The following is a 19,116-nucleotide window of genomic DNA, read 5'->3' as shown; positions in this document are numbered from 1 at the left end:
CGGGTGGGCACAACACCGAAGCCGCAGGGCAAGCGTTACCCGAGGCGTCCAGCCTCACCCAGGACGGGGTGCCCCTCACCCAGAGGGGCACCCCGTCCGCGTACCAGCACCGCAGGTGCCAGCACGGCAGCCCCGCTGCACAGGGTCATCCCCAAGAACAGCGGCACCGCGGTGGAATCACCGCCGAGCCCCGCCAGCGGAGCGACCACCGCGCCCAGCGCGCTCTGGGCGGTTCCGAGCAAGGCGGACCCCACGCCGGAGGCGTAAGGAACCCGCGCAAGAGCCAGCGCCGCCGCGTTGGCCACGACGAGCCCCAGCCCACCGCACACCAGAGCCAAAAGCACCAGGCACACCACCACCCCCAACAGCCCCGCCAGAGTGAGGGCAAGCAGCAGCGACGTACCCGCGAGCATCGCGAGGAGCCCGCCCCGCAACAGCGCTTCGGGAGAGACCCGCGCCACGAGGCGGGCCCCCGCCGCACTGGAGAGCGTCGCGACCACGGCCCCGCCCGAGAACGCGACGGACGACGCCCCCACCCCCATGCCCAGCACGTTCTGCAGCAGGAACGGCGACCCGGCGATGTAGCAGAACAGCGTGCCGAACCCGAAGGTGAAGGCGAGCGTGTAGCCCATGTACGCCCGGTCGCCCACGACATCGCGGGCCGACGCCACCACCTGCCGCACCCCGCCCTCGTGCCGCCGCTCCTTCGGCAGGCTCTCCGGTACGCCGACCACCACCGCCAGGGTCACGAGCAGCGAAACCCCGGCGAGCACCCAGAACACGCCACGCCACCCCGCGGCCCCGATCACCGCCCCGCCGGCCAGCGGGGCGATGATCGGCGCGATCCCGGCCAGCGTCATGAGCACCCCGAACAGCCGTGCCGCCGCGGCCCCCTGGACCCGGTCCGCGACCACGGCCCGGCTGATCACGACCCCCGCGGCCCCACTGAACCCGGTCACGAACCGCAGCGCGACCAGCCACCCCAGTGACGGCGCCACGGCACACAGAGCGGTACCCGCGGTGCACACGGCCGCGCCCGCGAGCAGAGGCGCGCGTCTGCCGTACCGGTCGGAGAGCGGCCCGAAGACGAGATGCCCGAGCGTCATCCCGACCAGGAACGCGGTCAGCGTGAGCTGCACGCCGGAGGCGTCGGTGTGCAGTTCGTCGGCCATCCGCGGAAAGGCCGGGAGGTACATGTCGGTCGAGAGCGGGCCTATGAACGAGAGCAGCGCGAGCGCGGCGGTGAGCAAGGGCATGGCTGAGGGACCCCCGGATTCGTGAAGTGGAAATGCAGGGCTGTGGCGACTGCCGTCCTCGGAACTGGAGTTGCTGCGCTACGTCCACGCGGAGCCGGGCGTGACGGTGAGCGTCCTGGCTCGTGAACTCGGCCTGCACGCCAGCAATGTGAGCGCCACGGTCCGCGGCCTGGTCAACGCGGGACACCTGGAGCGCGAGAAGGACCCGGACGACGGCCGGGTGGTACGCCTGAAGCCGACCCTTAAGGCGGAGCAGGGCATGGCCCTGATCGAGAACGCCTGGGCGGAGATGTTCGCCGACGCGCTCAAGGAGCGTCGAACGCGGCAGGAAGAGCGTAGAACGCGGTAAGGGGCACCCGCAATGGCGGGCACCCCTTACGCGACTGACGGGCAGCAGTCCTACGGAAGCAAGCCCTACGGAAGCGCCAGCATCCGCTCAAGGGCCAGCTTCGCGAACTGCTCGGTCTCGCGGTCGACCTCGATCTGGTTGACCAGCTTGCCGTCGGCCAGGGATTCGAGCGCCCAGACCAGGTGCGGCAGGTCGATGCGGTTCATGGTCGAGCAGAAGCAGACCGTCTTGTCGAGGAAGACGATCTCCTTGTCCTCGGCGGCGAAACGGTTCGCCAGGCGGCGTACGAGGTTCAGCTCGGTCCCGATCGCCCACTTGGAACCGGCGGGAGCCGCCTCCAGGGTCTGGATGATGTGCTCCGTGGAGCCCACGTAGTCCGCGGCGGCCACGACCTCGTGCTTGCACTCGGGGTGCACCAGGACGTTCACGCCGGGAATCCGCGCACGCACGTCCTCGACGGACTCCAGCGAGAACCGCCCGTGCACCGAGCAGTGCCCGCGCCACAGGATCATCTTCGCGTCCCGCAGCTGCTGAGGCGTCAGGCCGCCGTTCGGCTTGTGCGGGTTGTACAGGACGCAGTCGTCGAGCGAGAGGCCCATGTCGCGGACCGCGGTGTTGCGCCCCAGGTGCTGGTCGGGCAGGAACAGCACCTTCTCGCCCTGCTCATAGGCCCACTCCAGGGCCCGCTTGGCGTTGGACGAGGTGCAGATCGTCCCGCCGTGCTTGCCGGTGAAGGCCTTGATGTCGGCCGACGAGTTCATGTACGAGACGGGCACGACCTGCTCGGATATCCCGGCCTCGGCCAGCACGTCCCAGCACTCCGCGACCTGCTCGGCGGTGGCCATGTCGGCCATCGAACAGCCGGCGGCCAGGTCGGGCAGGACGACCTTCTGGTCGTCGGTGGTCAGGATGTCGGCGGACTCGGCCATGAAGTGCACGCCGCAGAAGACGATGTACTCCGCCTCCGGCTTGGCGGCCGCGTCCTTGGCCAGCTTGAAGGAGTCGCCGGTGACATCCGCGAACTGGATGACCTCGTCGCGCTGGTAGTGGTGGCCGAGCACGAAGACCTTGTCGCCGAGCTTCTCCTTGGCGGCGCGTGCGCGCTCCACCAGGTCCGGGTCGGAGGGTGACGGCAGATCGCCGGGGCACTCCACACCGCGCTCGCTCTTGGGGTCGGCCTCGCGGCCGAGCAGCAAAAGGGCGAGCGGTGTGGGCTGTACATCGAGGTCCACGAGGTCCGCGGGGGACTGGGCGGTGGTCACGACACGCACCCTTTCTGTTCTGCAGACGAGCCTTTTCGTCTAATTGACGTTATCTATCATAACCGCTTCACGTCAGTTTGACGATGGCCATAGTGTCGATGTGACGCGTTCGCCTCCGACGGGCCGCTGCCCCCGGCGACGGCATGTGCGAGCATGAAGGGGAAGACAGTCGCAAGACAGCCGAAAGAAGGCCGAGAGACAGAGCACTCGGCCCGGAATGAATCAGCGGCCCCGTCGGTTGCAACCGTCGGCAAGCAGTCTCCGTACAACCCGGGAGAGAAGCAGATGTCCGTATCGGACGAGACCACCACCGTGAGCGACGGCATCCTCCTGTCCGACGCCGCCGCGGCCAAGGTCAAGGGCCTTCTTGAGCAGGAGGGCCGGGATGACCTGGCGCTGCGCGTCGCCGTTCAGCCCGGCGGCTGCTCGGGCCTTCGCTACCAGCTGTTCTTCGACGAGCGCTCGCTTGACGGCGACGTGGTCAAGGACTTCGACGGCGTGAAGGTCGTCACCGACCGGATGAGCGCTCCGTACCTGGGCGGCGCCTCCATCGACTTCGTCGACACCATCGAGAAGCAGGGCTTCACGATCGACAACCCGAACGCCACGGGCTCCTGCGCCTGCGGCGACTCGTTCAGCTAAGCCTGCACGCAGCTCAGGCTGTACGTACGAAGGCGGCGGCCCCCGAAGCACTTCGGGGGCCGCCGCCTTCGTGTCAGCCGGGGGAGGGCTAATTCCGCGGCACCGTCCCGCCGCCCTTCGCGTCCACGACCTTGCGGTCGCCGAGCGGCTCGTCGAGGGTCACGGTCTTGGTGAACTCCTTGGCCATGCTCACGCAGACCTCGCCCTTCTTGTGGGTCTCGGTCACCTTCACGCGCACGCTGTCCTTGCTCTCGTCGGCCGACGCCGAGTAGTCGCTGCAGACGCCGCCCCAGAAGTGCACCGTCAGGGACTTGCCGTCCGCGCGGTAGGACTCGACGCGCGTGGCCGACTTCTGCTTGCCCGGGCCCGGCTTCTCGGTGGGCTTCGCGGTGGGCGACGGCGTGCTCGGCGAGGTGAGGAACTTCGGCGCCACGGCCGGATGCGTCACCGTGAAGCTGTCCTTCGCGCCCTGCGGCCGTACATCGAACAGCCAGGCGGGCACGAGTGTCTGGCGACCGTCCACGAAGTGCACCGCGAGCCCGAACGTCGCGTCCTTCACCGTGATCGGCTGCGGCTTCGGAGGCGCGGATGACGGCTCCTCGCACGGCGCCTTCGTCCCCTCCTCGACCGCGGGGCCGCCGCCGTCGGAGCCGTCAGCCGTGTCACCCTTCGCGTGCGGCACCGCCGACGCGCAGCCGCCGATGCCGACGCGGCCGTCACCGCCGCCCGACTTGTTGAGCTGCTCCAGGGTCTTCCCCGCACTGATCACCGGGTACGTTGCGCCCTTCTCCGGCGCCTTCAACTGGCCGCTTCCGCCGACCACTTGGCCGTCCGCGCCGACCTGGATGCCGGTCGACCAGCCGTACGTCGGGAGCCCGCCCACCTTCGGGTCGGCGTTCACCACTCGTACGCCGCCCAGGAGTTGACCCGCGTCCAGCTTCGCGTCGTCCTGGCCCACGGCCTTCAGGACGGGAGCCGCGGCCTTCTTCGCCGCGCTCTCGCCGACCGCGTCACCCTCGCCGTTCGGCGCGGTGGACGAACCCGACGCATCCGAACAGGGCTTGCCCTTCTGGCAGTTGTCGCTGCCGCCAGAGGCATACCGCGTGAACGTCCAGGTGCCCGGCGCCTCCTTGCCCACCTGGAGCGAAGGCCCCGAACCGTCCTTGGTGGGGCCGATCTTCCAGGCGCCGTCCTTCGAGGTGGGCTTGCCCTCGATGCCCAGGGCCTTGGCCAGCGCGGCGACCTGGTCCTGGCTGACCGTGCCGCGCGCGTGGTACACGGCCGCCGAGCCGGGGCCGCCGGGCAGCTTGCCCTCGGCGCGGTAGGCGGCGCCGTTCGGGTCGGGCTCTCCCGGGGCGATGCCGCCGGTGTCGCCGGTGCCGCCTTCCTGCCGGTCGCCGTCCGTGTGGCCGTCCAGGGCGAGGGGCGGCGGTGTGCCGCCGTCGCCGGCCGGGGAACTGCCGTTGCCGTCGCTGCCGCCTGACGCGGTCGCGGCGAAGTAGGCGCCGCCGCCACCGACGAGCAGCACCGTGGCCGCCACCGACGCGACGGCAAGGCGAGAACGCCGCCGGGGCTGCTCGGCCGCGTCATGAACGGATCGCTCGGTGCTCACCGCATCGCTCCTTCGACTGCACTGCTGTCCCTGGAGACCCGTGTGCGGGCCTCGTTCGTACGCCGTCTCCCCTTTACGGGGGACAGCGGTGGGACGCAGCGGGGGAGCGCGCGGTTCCCTCGGCGCGCGCCGTTGCCCCTGCGCCGGTCGTGGACCGGCCCTCGCCTCAGTCGCCGTACTCGGACATGCCGTCGATCAGGCGGGCGGAGGCGGGCGGGACATCGATCCCATGGATCAGCGCGGGCGACACCGGGGCGGTCGCGGCGGCCGCGGGGGTCGCCCAGTGCGGGGCCATGCGGGCGCAGTCGCCGCGCAATGTCTCCAGGGTCTCGGAGGGCAGCTCGACGGGACGCGCGGTGACGACATGCTTCGAGATAACGGCCATAACCGCACCGTACGCATCGCACACCTCGCGAAAAAAGACCTACTAACGGGTAGTTTGGCCTCTTCAGCGGGGGTGCACCGACCCGGTAGCGTGAAGTGTCAACCCCCGCCTCTCCTCCACAGGAGCATGCCGTCGTGCGTATCGCAGTCACCGGCTCCATCGCCACCGACCACCTGATGACCTTCCCCGGCCGCTTCGCCGACCAACTGGTCGCGGATCAGCTGCACACGGTTTCTCTGTCTTTCCTGGTCGACGCCCTAGACGTACGCAGGGGAGGCGTCGCCGCCAACATCAGCTACGGCATGGGCCAGCTCGGCACCAAGCCGATCCTGGTCGGCGCGGCCGGCTCGGACTTCGGCGAGTACCGCGCCTGGCTGGACCGGCACGGCGTGGACACGGCATCGGTCCGCATCTCCGAGACGCTCCACACGGCCCGCTTCGTGTGCACCACGGACGCCGACCACAACCAGATCGGCTCCTTCTACACCGGCGCGATGAGCGAGGCCCGGCTCATCGAACTGAAGAACGTGGCCGACCGCGTGGGCGGCCTCGACCTGGTCCTCATCGGTGCGGACGACCCCGAGGCGATGATGCGCCACACCGAGGAGTGCCGCTCGCGCGAGATCCCCTTCGCCGCCGACTTCTCCCAGCAGATCGCGCGCATGGACGGCGAGGAGATCCGTACCCTCCTCGCCGGCGCCACGTACCTCTTCTCGAACGAGTACGAGAAGGGGCTCATCGAGTCCAAGACCGGCTGGACCGACGCCGAGATCCTCTCGAAGGTCGGCCACCGCGTGACGACCCTCGGCCCGCGCGGCGTGCGCATCGAGTCCCAGGGCCAGGACCCGATCGAGGTGGGCGTCCCCGAGGAGAAGGCGAAGATCGAGCCGACCGGTGTCGGTGACGCCTTCCGCGCGGGCTTCCTCTCGGGCCTGTCCTGGGGCGTCTCCCTGGAGCGCTCGGCGCAGCTCGGCTGCATGCTCGCCACCCTGGTCATCGAGAACGTCGGCACCCAGGAGTACGAGCTGCACCGCAGCGACTTCATGGACCGCTTCACCAAGGCGTACGGCCATGAGGCGGCGTCCGAGGTCCAGGTGCGCCTGGCCTAGTCAGGAGCTCCGGCGGACCACATAGGCAGAGCCGTGGTCCGCCGGCTCCTCGCCCACGTACTCCTGGCCCCGCATCTCGCACCACGCGGGGATGTCGAGCCGCGCGGCCTCGTCGTCGGCGAGGACCGTCACCGTGCCGCCCACCGGCACGTCCCCGATCACCTTCGCGAGTTCGATGACCGGCAGCGGGCAGCGCTTGCCGAGCGCGTCCACGACGACGGAAGCCGCTTCCGTGCGCGAAGCCGGAGCCACCGGGGCGCCCAGATGCTCGCGTACGCCGGCCACCACCCCCGGCAGCACCTCCAGGAAACGCTCGACGTCCGTCTCCTGGGTCCCCCGTGGGAGTGACACCCGGACGTTGCCCTCGCTCAGTACGCCCATCGCCTTCAGGACATGGCTCGGGGTCAGTGTCGAGCTGGTGCAGGACGAGCCGGAGGAGACCGAGAAGCCTGCCCGGTCCAGCTCGTGCAGCACTGTCTCTCCGTCGACATAGAGACACGAGAAGGTCACCAGGTGGGGGAGGCGCAGCTCCGGATCGCCCACCACCTCCACGTCGGGCACGACACCCGGCACCCGCGCCCTGATCCGCTGCGTCAACTCCCGCAGCCGGGCGCCCTCATCGGCGGCCTCGGCCTGCACGGCACGGAGTGAGGCCGCCGCGGCGACCACGGCCGGAACGTTCTCGAAGCCGGGTGCACGCCCCGACTCCCGCTCGTCGGCGGGTCCTTGCGCGGCGAACCGCACCCCCTTGCGCACGACGAGCAGGCCCACGCCCGGGGGCCCGCCCCACTTGTGGGCACTCGCGGCGAGCAGCGACCAGTCCCCGCCCACCCGGCCCCACGGAAGGGACTGGGCCGCGTCCACCAGGAGCGGCACCCCGGCGGCGCGACACGCCGAGGCGACATCGGCCACCGGCTGCTCGGTGCCCACCTCGTGGTTGGCGGACTGCAGGCAGGCGAGGGCGGTGTCGGAGCGCAGAGCCGCGGCGAACGCGGCCGTGGACACCGCGCCGGACCGCTCCACCGGGATCTCCGTCACCGCGCCCCCGTCGGCTTCGAGGGACGCCGCCGCATGGAGCACCGAAGAGTGTTCGACCGCCGACACCACCAGATGCCGCCCGACACGCCGACGCCCCGCGAGCGCCCCGGCAATTCCGGAATGCACGGCCTGCGTACCCGAAGAGGTGAAGAACAGCTCGTCCGGGCGGCAGCCCACCGCGTCGGCGGCGGCCTCCCGAGCGGCATCGAGCAGCAGCCTGGCCCGCCGCCCCTCGCGATAGAGCCGACCGGGATCGGCCCACCCCTCGTCGAGCGAGGCCTGCAGAGCCTGCCGGGCCACGGGGTGCAGGGGAGCGGAGGAAGCGGCATCGAAGTAGGACACACGGCAACGCTAAAGCGTGCGCCGCGGGGAGCGCCCGTAAGGGGGCGCGGGGAACTGCGCGACAAGCCACGAAGGCCCCGCAGTCGCGGACGAGGCGGTTCCGCGGCCCGGTGGGCGCCCGACCCACCGTCAGAAAGGGGTGAACGGCAGGGGGTCCCCCCCTTCGGAGTGACCCGCGGCGCGTTAGGCACCCTCCCCGCGCGACCCCAAATAGCGTCCAGTAAGGTTTGGCCCGCATAAACATCCAAACCCCTGCCCGCCGCAGGGCGGCGACCGACGACCGAGAAGGCCGCACCCGACCGCGCGGGCCGAGACTCTCGGGAAGGCGCTACGTGAGTCCCAACGGCTCCGACCGCTCGTCGCGGCGCCCGATGCGGCGGAAGCTGCCGCAGGTGCTGACTGCGGGCCTGATCTTGGCAACCGCTACCGGTTGCACATACAAGGACTTTCCCCGCCTTGGTATGCCCACCCCCGTAACGGAAGAGGCTCCCCGGATCCTCTCCCTCTGGCAGGGCTCGTGGGCGGCAGCGCTCGCCACGGGCGTGCTGGTCTGGGGTCTGATCCTGTGGAGTGTGATCTTCCACCGGCGCAGCCGCACCAAGGTGGAGGTACCTCCGCAGACGCGTTACAACATGCCCATCGAGGCGCTCTACACGGTGGTGCCTCTCATCATCGTCTCCGTGCTCTTCTACTTCACGGCACGCGATGAGACGAAGCTCCTCCACCTGGACAAGAAGCCGACTCACACGGTCAACGTGGTCGGCTACCAGTGGAGCTGGGGCTTCAACTACATCGAGGACGTGCCGGGCTCCAACAAGGGTGACGCGAAGACGGCCAAGGAACTGGAGGCCATCCCGGACAAGTTCCGGAAGGGCTTCCCGTCCAACGCCGGCGGCGTCTACGACGTCGGTACCCCCGGCCAGCGGAACCCGCAGAACGGCAACCCCGGTCCGACCCTCTGGCTCCCCAAGGGCGAGAAGGTCCGGTTCGTACTGACTTCGCGTGACGTCATCCACTCCTTCTGGGTGGTGCCGTTCCTCATGAAGCAGGACGTCATCCCGGGCCACACGAACGCCTTCGAGGTGACTCCGAACAAGGAGGGCACCTTCATGGGCAAGTGCGCCGAGCTCTGCGGTGTCGACCACTCCCGGATGCTCTTCAACGTCAAGGTCGTTTCCCCCGAGCGCTACCAGAAGCACCTCGAGGACCTGGCGAAGAAGAACCAGACCGGTTACATCCCGGCCGGCATCGAGCAGACGAAGCACGAGAAGAACCGGGAGACGAACAACCTGTGAGCATCCTCAACGAACCTCAGGGTGCCGCGGCAGCAGAAGACTCGTACGAGAACGAGCTGCCGGTACGGCGCAAGCAGCCGGGCAACGTGGTGATCAAGTGGTTGACGACCACCGACCACAAGACGATCGGCACGCTCTACCTGGTCACGTCGTTCGCGTTCTTCTGCATCGGCGGCGTGATGGCGCTCTTCATGCGCGCCGAACTCGCTCGTCCCGGCTCGCAGCTCATGTCGAACGAGCAGTTCAACCAGGCGTTCACGATGCACGGCACGATCATGCTGCTGATGTTCGCGACGCCGCTGTTCGCCGGATTCGCCAACTGGATCATGCCGCTGCAGATCGGCGCGCCCGACGTGGCGTTCCCGCGGCTGAACATGTTCGCGTACTGGCTGTACCTCTTCGGCTCGCTCATCGCGGTCGGCGGCTTCCTCACCCCGCAGGGTGCGGCCGACTTCGGCTGGTTCGCCTACTCCCCGCTGTCGGACGCCGTCCGTTCGCCGGGCATCGGCGCCGACATGTGGATCATGGGTCTGGCCTTCTCCGGCTTCGGCACGATCCTCGGCTCGGTCAACTTCATCACCACGATCATCTGCATGCGTGCTCCTGGCATGACGATGTTCCGGATGCCGATCTTCGTGTGGAACGTCCTGCTGACCGCGGTCCTGGTCCTGCTGGCCTTCCCGGTTCTGGCCGCCGCGCTGTTCGCCCTGGAGGCGGACCGTAAATTCGGTGCCCATATCTTCGACGCGTCCAACGGCGGCGCGCTGCTATGGCAACACCTCTTCTGGTTCTTCGGCCATCCAGAGGTGTACATCATCGCGTTGCCGTTCTTCGGAATCATTTCCGAGGTCATCCCGGTCTTCTCCCGTAAGCCGATGTTCGGCTACATGGGTCTGATCGGCGCGACGATCGCCATCGCGGGTCTCTCCGTGACCGTGTGGGCGCACCACATGTACGTCACAGGTGGCGTGCTCCTACCGTTCTTCTCCTTCATGACGTTCCTGATCGCCGTGCCAACAGGCGTGAAGTTCTTCAACTGGATCGGAACGATGTGGAAGGGCTCACTGAGTTTCGAGACACCGATGCTCTGGGCCGTCGGCTTCCTGATCACCTTCACCTTCGGTGGTCTGACCGGCGTCATCCTGGCCTCGCCGCCGATGGACTTCCACGTGTCCGACTCGTACTTCGTGGTCGCGCACTTCCACTACGTCGTCTTCGGCACCGTGGTCTTCGCGATGTTCTCCGGCTTCCACTTCTGGTGGCCGAAGTTCACCGGCAAGATGCTGGACGAGCGGCTCGGCAAGATCACGTTCTGGACGCTGTTCATCGGCTTCCACGGCACGTTCCTGGTGCAGCACTGGCTGGGCGCCGAGGGCATGCCGCGTCGTTACGCGGACTACCTCGCTGCCGACGGTTTCACCGCCCTGAACACGATCTCGACGATCTCGTCGTTCCTGCTCGGTCTGTCGATCCTGCCGTTCTTCTACAACATCTGGAAGACCGCCAAGTACGGCAAGAAGATCGAGGTCGACGACCCGTGGGGCTACGGCCGTTCGCTCGAGTGGGCGACGTCCTGCCCGCCGCCGCGGCACAACTTCCTCACGCTGCCGCGGATCCGTTCCGAATCCCCGGCGTTCGACCTGCATCACCCTGAGATCGCGGCTCTCGACCAGCTCGAGAACGCCGGGCAGAAGGACACCGCACTGTTCGGCGGCGACAAGGAGGCCGCGAAGTGAAGATCCAGGGCAAGATGTTCATCTGGCTGAGCGTCTTCGTGCTCGTCATGGCGATCGTCTACGGCTGGTGGTCCAAGGAGCCGGCCGGCACGACCGCGCTGTTCCTGGCCTTCGGCCTGTGCATCATGATCGGCTACTACCTGGCCTTCACGGCCCGGCGTGTCGACGCGGCCGCACAGGACAACAAGGAGGCCGACGTAGCGGACGAGGCCGGCGAGGTGGGCTTCTTCAGCCCGCACAGCTGGCAGCCGCTCTCGCTGGGCATCGGTGGCGCGCTCGCCTTCATGGGTGTCGTCTTCGGCTGGTGGCTGCTGTACTTCTCGGCCCCCATCCTGATGATCGGCCTCTTCGGCTGGGTCTTCGAGTACTACCGGGGCGAGAACCAGACCCAGTGAGTCTGTGACTCCCCGCCTCACCGAAGGGCCCGGACACTCCGTCAGGACTGTCCGGGCCCTTCGGCGTGTCGCGCTTGACACTCGTACGGGTCACCCGACGCGCCGGAGCCGATGAACCTTCATACCGTGTGTTCATGAGCCACTCACCGCGAATCCGCACGGTACTGAGCTGCACCACGCTGGTGGCCGCCCTCGGGGTGGGAACCACGGCGTGCGGCAGCTCCGACGGCCACCCGCTCTCGGCGAAGCCGTACGACGCGGCGGGCCAGATCGCCTTCAACGGCCCTGTGGGCAGTCAGAAGGCGGATCCCGACAAGCCCCTTGAGGTCACCGCCCAGGGTGAGGACGGGCGCATCACCGATGTGACGGCCACCGACGCGATGGGGCGGTACGTGGCGGGTGAACTCGCCGCCGACGGCGCGCGTTGGCAGAGCACGGCGCCGCTCGCGGCGGGCGCGCACTACACGGTGCGGGTGAGCACCGAGGACGACGAGGGCGCGCCGGGCCGCAAGGTCATGACGTTCGACACGAACACGGCGGCGAAGAAGAAGCGCCTGGACGTCACCTTCGGCCCCGAATCGGGGAAGTACGGCGTGGGCCAGCCGGTCACGGCCAAGCTCAGCGCCAAGGTGAAGGACAAGAAGGCCAGGGCCATCGTGGAGCGCTCGCTGAAGGTCGAGTCGCAGCCCGCCACGGAAGGCGTGTGGCACTGGGTGGACAGCGAGACGCTGCACTACCGCCCCAAGGAGTACTGGCCCACGGGCGCGACCATCAACGTCCGGAGCAACCTCGAGGGCATCAAGGTCCGCGACAGGCTCTGGGGCGGCAGCGCCAAGCCGCTGAAGCTGACCATCGGCGACCGTATCGAGGCCGTGACGGACGCCGGTTCGCACTACATGACGGTCTACCGCAACGGCGAGGAGATCAACTCCATGCCGGTGACGACGGGCAAGCCCGGCTACTCCACCCGCAACGGCGTCAAGGTCGTGCTGGGCAAGGAGTACTCCGTACGTATGACCAGTGCCAGCATCGGCGCATCGGACTTCTACGACAAGCAGGTCTACTACGCGACCCGGGTCACCGACTCCGGTGAGTACGTGCACGCCGCCCCCTGGTCGGCCGGCTCGCACGGGAACGCGAACACCAGCCACGGCTGCACCGGCATGAGCACCGACAACGCCGCGTGGTTCTTCGAGACCGTCCGCCAGGGTGACATCGTGCGGGTCGTCAACAGCTCCGGCGCGGACATGGACCCGTTCGGCAACGGCTTCGGTGACTGGAACGTCGGCTGGAAGGACTGGCGGGGCGGCAGCGCCCTGTTGGGCGGGGTCAAGAAGGGCCCCACGGTGCTCGACGCGGCCCGGCTGCGGCCGCAGGTCTGACAGCCCCGCGACAGCTCCGCGGACAGCACAGAACAGCGCAGAAGGCCCCGCGTGAGGACGCGGGGCCTTCTGTCGTGGCGTCAGGCCTGCACGGCCAGCCTCTCGCGCAGCAGAGCGGCCAGGGAGTCCGCGAACTCGACCGGATCGACCGGAAGGGTCACGGCCGCCTCGGCGCGGCTCCAGGTGGCCAGCCAGGCGTCCTGCGGGCGTCCCATGAGCAGGAGCACGGGCGGGCACCGGAAGATCTCGTCCTTGAGCTGGCGGCAGACTCCCATGCCGCCGATGGGCGTGGCCTCGCCGTCCAGGACGCAGACGTCGACGCCGCCCCGGTCGAGTTCCTTCAGCACGGCGGGCAGCGTCGCGCACTCGATGAACTCGACCGCGGGGACGTCTGCCGCCGGCCTGCGTCCGGTGGCCAACCGGACCTGCTCGCGGGTGCTCGCGTTGTCGCTGTAGACCAGCACCGTGGCGGTCGGCTGCATTGTTCCTCCGCTTCGTTGAGGGGCTCTCGGCCAGGGGCCGATGCGCGGATGCTACTCCTCCGGACACCCCGTCAACAGCGGTTCGGACAGCCCTTCGATGGGCCATACGGGCAGGACACACCCCGCAGACACTCCGAACGGCACCCCCCGGGGTGAGGGCGGGATAAGCGACCGACATAATGTCGGTCGTGGCGACAGCAACGACAGTAGATACCGGGCACGCGCACCCGCCGGTCAATCGGCCGAACCTCACCAGCGTCGGAACCATCATTTGGTTGAGTTCCGAGCTGATGTTCTTCGCGGCCCTCTTCGCGATGTACTTCACCCTGCGATCGGTGACAGGTCCTGAGCACTGGAAGGAAATGGCGTCCGCGCTGAACTTCCCGTTCTCGGCGACGAACACCACGATCCTGGTGCTCTCCTCCCTCACCTGTCAGCTCGGCGTCTTCGCCGCCGAGCGTGGTGACGTGAAGAAGCTCCGGATGTGGTTCATCGTCACCTTCATCATGGGTGCCGTCTTTATCGGCGGTCAGGTGTACGAGTACACCGAGCTGGTCAAGCACGAGGGCCTCTCGCTCTCGTCCGACCCGTACGGCTCGGCCTTCTACCTGACCACCGGCTTCCATGGCATGCACGTGACAGGCGGTCTCATCGCCTTCCTGCTGGTCCTCGGCAGGACGTACGCGGCCAAGAGGTTCACCCATGAGCAGGCGACCGCAGCCATCGTCGTGTCCTACTACTGGCACTTCGTCGATGTTGTCTGGATCGGTCTCTTTGCCACGATCTACATGATCAAGTAAACGGGGCCGGGCCCCGACGGGCCCGACGTTCCGACTCATTCCAGAAGCATCGACGCAGAAGATCCTGACACCGGGGTAATCCGTGAAAAAGCTCTCCGCACGACGACGCCACCCGCTGGCGGCGGTCGTCGTACTACTCCTCGCGCTGGCGGCCACCGGGGGGCTGTACGCCGCGTTCGCACCCGCGGACAAGGCGCAGGCCGACGACACCGCCCAGTCCCTCGCCATCGACGAGGGCAAGAAGTTGTACTCCGTGGGCTGCTCAAGCTGCCACGGAACCGGCGGTCAGGGGTCCACCGACGGTCCTAGCCTGGTGGGCGTCGGCGCAGCCGCCGTCGACTTCCAGGTCAGCACCGGCCGCATGCCGCTCCAGCAGCCGGGCGCCCAGGCGCCGAAGAAGAAGGCCATCTACAACCAGGCCGAGATCGACCAGCTCGCGGCGTACATCGCCTCGCTGGGCGCGGGCCCGACCGTCCCCACCGAGAAGCAGTACAGCCCGGACGGCGCGGACATCGCCAAGGGTGGCGAGCTGTTCCGCACCAACTGCGCGCAGTGCCACAACTTCACCGGTGAGGGCGGCGCGTTGACGAAGGGCAAGTTCGCCCCCACGTTGGAGGATGTCTCCCCGAAGCACATCTACGAGGCCATGCAGACCGGCCCGCAGAACATGCCGTCCTTCCCCGACACGGTGATGCCGGAGAAGAACAAGAAGGACATCATCGCGTACCTCGACGCGGTCAACGGCGAAGAGACCGAGAGCCCTGGCGGTCTCAACCTGGGTGGCCTGGGTCCGGTCAGTGAAGGCCTGTTCGGCTGGATCTTCGGTCTCGGCTCGCTGATCGCGGTCGCCGTGTGGGTCGCCGCTCGGACCGCAAAGGCCAAGAAGTCATGAGTAGCCAAGAGAAATCAGAAGAGAACCTGCCCAGCACGCAGGAGACCGAGCACGGCTCGGTAGCGGTGAAGGACGAGAATCCGTTCGCCGACCCGGGGCTGCCGCCCCATGAGCACCGTGTCCAGGACATCGACGAGCGGGCCGCCAAGCGGTCCGAGCGTGCGGTCGCGTTCCTGTTCACCCTGTCGATGCTCGCCACGATCGGCTTCATCGCCTCGTTCGTGTCGTTCCCCGTCGACAAGAGCGTCTACATCTGGCCGATCGGTCACATCAGCGCGCTGAACTTCGCCCTGGGCATGACCCTGGGCCTGGCGCTCTTCTGCATCGGCGCGGGCGCGGTCCACTGGGCCCGCACCCTGATGTCGGACGTGGAGGTCGCCGACGAGCGGCACCCCATCGAGGCCGAGCCCGAGGTCAAGGCCAAGGTCATGGCCGACTTCAAGGCCGGTGCCACGGAGTCGCAGTTCGGCCGGCGCAAGCTGATCCGCAACACGATGTTCGGCGCGCTCGCCATGGTTCCGCTCTCCGGCGTCGTCCTGCTGCGTGACCTCGGTCCGCTGCCCGAGGACAAGCTGCGGCACACGCTGTGGGCCAAGGGCAAGCTGCTCGTGAACATGAACACGAACGAGCCGCTGCGCCCGTCGGACGTGGCGGTCGGTTCGCTGACCTTCGCCAAGCCCGAGGGCCTGGAGGAGCACGACCACGACTTCCAGAAGGAGATCGCCAAGGCGGCCCTGATGATCGTCCGGATCCAGCCGGAGAACATCAAGGACAAGCAGGAGCTCGAGTGGTCGCACGACGGTGTCGTCGCGTACTCCAAGATCTGCACCCACGTCGGCTGCCCGATCTCCCTGTACGAGCAGCAGACGCACCACGTCCTCTGCCCGTGCCACCAGTCCACCTTCGACCTCTCCGACGGTGCCCGAGTGATCTTCGGCCCGGCCGGTCACGCGCTGCCGCAGCTGCGCATCGGCGTGAACGAAGAGGGCTACCTCGAGGCGCTCGGCGACTTCGCTGAGCCCGTCGGTCCTGCTTTCTGGGAGCGCGGATGAGTACTACGACGACGGACACGCGTAAGAAGGAGGCGCCCGCAGGTGAGCGGGTCGCCGACTGGGCCGACGGACGTCTGGGGATCTACTCCCTGGCCAAGGCCAACATGCGCAAGATCTTCCCGGACCACTGGTCCTTCATGCTCGGTGAGATCTGCCTCTACAGCTTCATCATCATCATCCTCACGGGTGTGTACCTGACCCTGTTCTTCCACCCGTCGATGAACGAGGTGGAGTACCACGGCAGTTACATCCCGCTGCAGGGCCAGCTGATGTCCGAGGCGTTCAACTCGACCATGCACATCAGCTTCGATGTGCGCGGTGGTCTGCTGATCCGGCAGATCCACCACTGGGCGGCGCTGATCTTCCTCGCGGCGATGTTCGTGCACATGATGCGCGTCTTCTTCACGGGTGCCTTCCGCAAGCCCCGCGAGGTCAACTGGGTCTTCGGCTTCCTGCTGTTCGTCCTGGGCATGTTCACCGGCTTCACCGGTTACTCGCTCCCTGACGACCTGCTCTCCGGTACCGGTGTGCGCTTCATGCAGGGCGCCATCCTGTCCGTGCCGATCGTGGGCACGTACCTGTCGATGTTCCTGTTCGGCGGGGAGTTCCCCGGCGGCGACTTCGTGGCCCGGTTCTACTCGGTGCACATCCTGCTGCTGCCGGGCATCATGCTCGGGCTCGTGGTGGCGCACCTGATCCTGGTCTTCTACCACAAGCACACGCAGTTCGCGGGTCCCGGCAAGACCAACAAGAACGTCGTCGGCATGCCGCTGCTGCCCGTCTACATGGCGAAGGCCGGAGGTTTCTTCTTCCTGGTCTTCGGTGTGATCGCGGCCATCTCGGCGATCGCGACGATCAACCCGATCTGGGCGCTCGGTCCCTACCGTCCCGACCAGGTCTCCACCGGAGCCCAGCCCGACTGGTACATGGGCTTCTCCGAGGGTCTGATCCGTGTCATGCCGGGCTGGGAGATCAACCTCTGGGGTCACACGCTCGTCCTGGGTGTGTTCATCCCGCTGATCATCTTCCCGCTGGTCCTGGTCGCGATCGCGGTCTACCCGTTCATCGAGTCCTGGGTCACCGGGGACAAGCGCGAGCACCACATCCTGGACCGCCCGCGCAACGTCCCGACCCGTACGGGCTTCGGCGTCGCATGGATCACCTGGTACATGGTGCTGCTGATCGGTGGTGGAAACGACCTCTGGGCCACGCACTTCCATCTGTCGATCAACTCGATCACCTGGTTCGTGCGCATCGCCTTCTTCGTGGCACCGGTCCTCGCCTTCGTCATCACCAAGCGGATCTGCCTGGGTCTGCAGCGGCGCGACAAGGAGAAGGTCCTGCACGGCCGCGAGTCGGGCATCATCAAGCGCCTGCCGCACGGTGAGTTCATCGAGGTCCACGAGCCGCTCAACCAGGAGCAGCTGCACACGCTCACCGCGCACGAGCAGTACGCGCCGCTCGAGATCGGCCCCGGGGTCGACGAGAACGGCGTCGAGCGCAAGGTGTCCGGTTCGCAGAAGCTCCGGGCCAAGCTCAGCAAGGGCTACTACGGGGAGGACAACCAGATCCCCAAGCCCACCACCGACGAGTACAAGGAGATCACGAGCGGCCACGGCCACCACTGATCGACCGACGCTCCGACCAAGGTCGCCACGGCGAGAGCCCCGTCCCATGCATCCAGTGCATGGACGGGGCTCTTTGCCGTTCCCGGAGCTGGATAAGGTGTTCCTGTCCCATGGCTGAACGAACCCAGGAGCGGCAGATGAGCGCTGTGACCCCCGCAGGAGGCAACACCGCGGCGGCCCGTTCCTGGCCGGGTGTGCTGAACGGACTGCTCGAGGGACGCGACCAGAGCACCGATGACACGGCCTGGGCCATGGACCGCATCATGCGCGGCGAGGCGACCGACGCGCAGATCGCGGGCTTCGTGGTCGCGCTGCGGGCCAAGGGCGAGACCGTGGAGGAGATCTCCGGCCTCGTCCGCACGATGTACGAGCACGCCAACGTGATCGAGGTGCCGGGGCAGACCGTCGACATCGTCGGCACCGGGGGTGACGGCGCCAAGACCGTCAACATCTCCACGATGTCCGCGATCGTGGCCGCCGGCGCGGGCGCGAAGGTCGTCAAGCACGGCAACCGCGCGGCCTCCAGCGCCTCGGGAGCCTCCGACGTCCTGGAGAAGCTCGGGGTGAACCTGGAGCTGCCGCTGAAGCGGGTCGTCGAGGTGGCCGAGGAAGCCGGGATCACCTTCTGCTTCGCCGTGAAGTTCCACCCGGCGCTGCGGCACGCCGGCGGAGCGCGCAGCCAGCTGGGCATCCGTACCGTCTTCAACGCCCTCGGGCCGCTCACCAACCCGGCCAAGGTGCGGGCCCAGGCGGTCGGGGTCGCCGACCCCCGGATGGCGCCGATCGTGGCCGGGGTCTTCGCCGAGCGCGGGAACTCCTCCCTCGTCTTCCGCGGTGACGACGGCCTCGACGAGCTGACGACCACTTCGACCTCCCGGGTCTGGGTCGTGCGCGACGGCTCCGTGCGCGAGGAGGCCTTCGACCCGCGGGACGTCGGCATCGACCTCGTCCCCGTGGAGGCGCTGCGGGGCGCGGACGCCTCGTACAACGCCGAGGTGGCGCTGCGCCTCCTCGACGGTGAGAAGGGGCCGGTCCGGGACGCCGTGCTGCTGAACACGGCGGCCGCCCTGGTGGCGCTGTCGCCGGGCGAGGGGACCCTCGTGGAGCAGATCGGCGCCGGGATCGCGAAGGCGGCGCAGGCCATCGACTCCGGAGCCGCGAAGAAGGCCCTGGAGCTGTGGGTGGCGGCCAGCAACAGGTGAGTGGGGTGCCCACCGCGGTCCGGATGCCGGACTGCGGTGGGCACCGGGAAGATCGTGTGGCAAGATGCTGCGCAGGTCATGAGTGACAGCGATTAGGCCCCGGCTCGCTGTCCGGCAACCCTCCGTCCGTGGCGGGGTGCCCCGGGTGAAGACCAGGCCGTGGACAGCAAGGTCCATGGCAAGCGCGGACCCCTGGACATCGGTGAATGTCCGCCCCTGGGGTCCTGGTCCTCAAGGGAGCAGTCTCGTGAGCAAGC

Annotated in this window: 18 protein-coding genes and 1 riboswitch; of the genes, 12 read left to right on the top strand and 6 right to left on the bottom strand. The window is 68.1% G+C overall.

Annotated elements, in window-relative coordinates; translation table 11 throughout:
* Positions 1-35 precede the first annotated feature (35 nt).
* Positions 36-1,256, bottom strand: a complete 1,221-nt coding sequence (locus tag ABXJ52_RS10125) for a multidrug effflux MFS transporter (RefSeq protein ID WP_367041116.1) — start codon at positions 1,254-1,256, stop codon at positions 36-38.
* A 40-nt stretch (positions 1,257-1,296) separates the two neighbouring features.
* Here ABXJ52_RS10125 and ABXJ52_RS10120 point away from each other — a divergent pair, with 40 nt between their 5' ends.
* Positions 1,297-1,605 carry a MarR family transcriptional regulator gene (locus ABXJ52_RS10120; RefSeq protein ID WP_367048943.1) on the top strand — a complete coding sequence of 103 codons (309 nt, stop codon included), beginning with the start codon at positions 1,297-1,299 and terminating at the stop codon, positions 1,603-1,605.
* A 65-nt stretch (positions 1,606-1,670) separates the two neighbouring features.
* Here the strand turns inward: ABXJ52_RS10120 and nadA are convergent, their stop codons facing one another.
* Complete coding sequence (gene nadA / locus ABXJ52_RS10115; protein WP_367041115.1) at positions 1,671-2,867, bottom strand: quinolinate synthase NadA; 1,197 nt, start codon at positions 2,865-2,867, stop codon at positions 1,671-1,673.
* Positions 2,868-3,152: 285 nt separating this feature from the next.
* On the opposite strand from nadA, the gene ABXJ52_RS10110 reads away from it, so the two are divergent.
* Positions 3,153-3,509, top strand: a complete 357-nt coding sequence (locus ABXJ52_RS10110; protein WP_030933606.1) for an iron-sulfur cluster assembly accessory protein — start codon at positions 3,153-3,155, stop codon at positions 3,507-3,509.
* Between the two features lie 88 nt (positions 3,510-3,597).
* On the opposite strand, the gene ABXJ52_RS10105 is transcribed toward ABXJ52_RS10110, so the two are convergent.
* Both ABXJ52_RS10105 and ABXJ52_RS10100 read right to left on the bottom strand, forming a co-directional pair.
* Positions 3,598-5,121, bottom strand: coding sequence for a hypothetical protein (locus tag ABXJ52_RS10105; RefSeq protein ID WP_367041111.1), 1,524 nt, complete (start codon positions 5,119-5,121; stop codon positions 3,598-3,600).
* Positions 5,122-5,287: 166 nt separating this feature from the next.
* Entirely contained in the window at positions 5,288-5,506 is a 219-nt protein-coding gene (locus tag ABXJ52_RS10100; RefSeq protein ID WP_367041109.1) for a hypothetical protein, read from the bottom strand.
* 134 nt (positions 5,507-5,640) lie between these two features.
* Between ABXJ52_RS10100 and ABXJ52_RS10095 the strand changes: the two genes are divergently transcribed.
* Positions 5,641-6,615 (top strand): carbohydrate kinase family protein, encoded by a 975-nt coding sequence (locus ABXJ52_RS10095; RefSeq protein ID WP_367041107.1) that lies wholly within the window; start codon positions 5,641-5,643, stop codon positions 6,613-6,615.
* On the opposite strand, the gene ABXJ52_RS10090 is transcribed toward ABXJ52_RS10095, so the two are convergent.
* The gene (locus ABXJ52_RS10090; RefSeq protein ID WP_367041105.1) at positions 6,616-7,995 is read right to left on the bottom strand and encodes an aminotransferase class V-fold PLP-dependent enzyme; all 1,380 of its coding nucleotides are present in this window, start codon (positions 7,993-7,995) and stop codon (positions 6,616-6,618) included.
* 332 nt (positions 7,996-8,327) lie between these two features.
* Between ABXJ52_RS10090 and coxB the strand changes: the two genes are divergently transcribed.
* The 4 genes from coxB (at position 8,328) to ABXJ52_RS10070 (ending at position 12,803) form a co-directional block, all read left to right on the top strand.
* Positions 8,328-9,290 (top strand): cytochrome c oxidase subunit II, encoded by a 963-nt coding sequence (coxB, locus tag ABXJ52_RS10085; RefSeq protein WP_367041104.1) that lies wholly within the window; start codon positions 8,328-8,330, stop codon positions 9,288-9,290.
* Entirely contained in the window at positions 9,287-11,026 is a 1,740-nt protein-coding gene (ctaD, locus tag ABXJ52_RS10080; protein ID WP_367041102.1) for a cytochrome c oxidase subunit I, read from the top strand. The genes coxB and ctaD overlap by 4 nt, the downstream gene beginning before the upstream one ends.
* Positions 11,023-11,421 (top strand): cytochrome c oxidase subunit 4, encoded by a 399-nt coding sequence (locus ABXJ52_RS10075; protein WP_367041100.1) that lies wholly within the window; start codon positions 11,023-11,025, stop codon positions 11,419-11,421. Before ctaD ends, ABXJ52_RS10075 begins: the two co-directional genes overlap by 4 nt.
* Positions 11,422-11,555: 134 nt before the next feature.
* Positions 11,556-12,803, top strand: coding sequence for an Ig-like domain-containing protein (locus ABXJ52_RS10070; RefSeq protein ID WP_367041098.1), 1,248 nt, complete (start codon positions 11,556-11,558; stop codon positions 12,801-12,803).
* A gap of 80 nt (positions 12,804-12,883) precedes the next feature.
* Here ABXJ52_RS10070 and ABXJ52_RS10065 read toward each other — a convergent pair whose 3' ends face one another.
* Positions 12,884-13,285 (bottom strand): hypothetical protein, encoded by a 402-nt coding sequence (locus tag ABXJ52_RS10065; protein WP_367041096.1) that lies wholly within the window; start codon positions 13,283-13,285, stop codon positions 12,884-12,886.
* 179 nt (positions 13,286-13,464) lie between these two features.
* On the opposite strand from ABXJ52_RS10065, the gene ABXJ52_RS10060 reads away from it, so the two are divergent.
* The 5 genes from ABXJ52_RS10060 (at position 13,465) to trpD (ending at position 18,859) form a co-directional block, all read left to right on the top strand.
* A complete protein-coding gene (locus tag ABXJ52_RS10060) occupies positions 13,465-14,085 on the top strand; it encodes a heme-copper oxidase subunit III (RefSeq protein ID WP_367041094.1) in 621 nt (206 codons plus the stop codon).
* Positions 14,086-14,167: 82 nt separating this feature from the next.
* Entirely contained in the window at positions 14,168-14,977 is an 810-nt protein-coding gene (locus ABXJ52_RS10055; RefSeq protein WP_367041092.1) for a c-type cytochrome, read from the top strand.
* Positions 14,974-16,029 (top strand): Rieske 2Fe-2S domain-containing protein, encoded by a 1,056-nt coding sequence (locus ABXJ52_RS10050; RefSeq protein WP_367041090.1) that lies wholly within the window; start codon positions 14,974-14,976, stop codon positions 16,027-16,029. The genes ABXJ52_RS10055 and ABXJ52_RS10050 overlap by 4 nt, the downstream gene beginning before the upstream one ends.
* Positions 16,026-17,657 (top strand): cytochrome bc complex cytochrome b subunit, encoded by a 1,632-nt coding sequence (locus tag ABXJ52_RS10045; RefSeq protein WP_367041088.1) that lies wholly within the window; start codon positions 16,026-16,028, stop codon positions 17,655-17,657. Before ABXJ52_RS10050 ends, ABXJ52_RS10045 begins: the two co-directional genes overlap by 4 nt.
* A gap of 137 nt (positions 17,658-17,794) precedes the next feature.
* Positions 17,795-18,859, top strand: a complete 1,065-nt coding sequence (gene trpD, locus ABXJ52_RS10040) for an anthranilate phosphoribosyltransferase (protein ID WP_367048940.1) — start codon at positions 17,795-17,797, stop codon at positions 18,857-18,859.
* A 74-nt stretch (positions 18,860-18,933) separates the two neighbouring features.
* Positions 18,934-19,050, top strand: a riboswitch (SAM riboswitch).
* The last annotated feature ends 66 nt before the right edge of the window (positions 19,051-19,116 follow it).

It is taken from the genome of Streptomyces sp. Je 1-332 (genome assembly GCF_040730185.1).
Taxonomy (GTDB): domain Bacteria; phylum Actinomycetota; class Actinomycetes; order Streptomycetales; family Streptomycetaceae; genus Streptomyces.
Note: the sequence above shows the minus strand (reverse complement) of the source record. Positions and strands in the feature narration are given on the sequence as shown.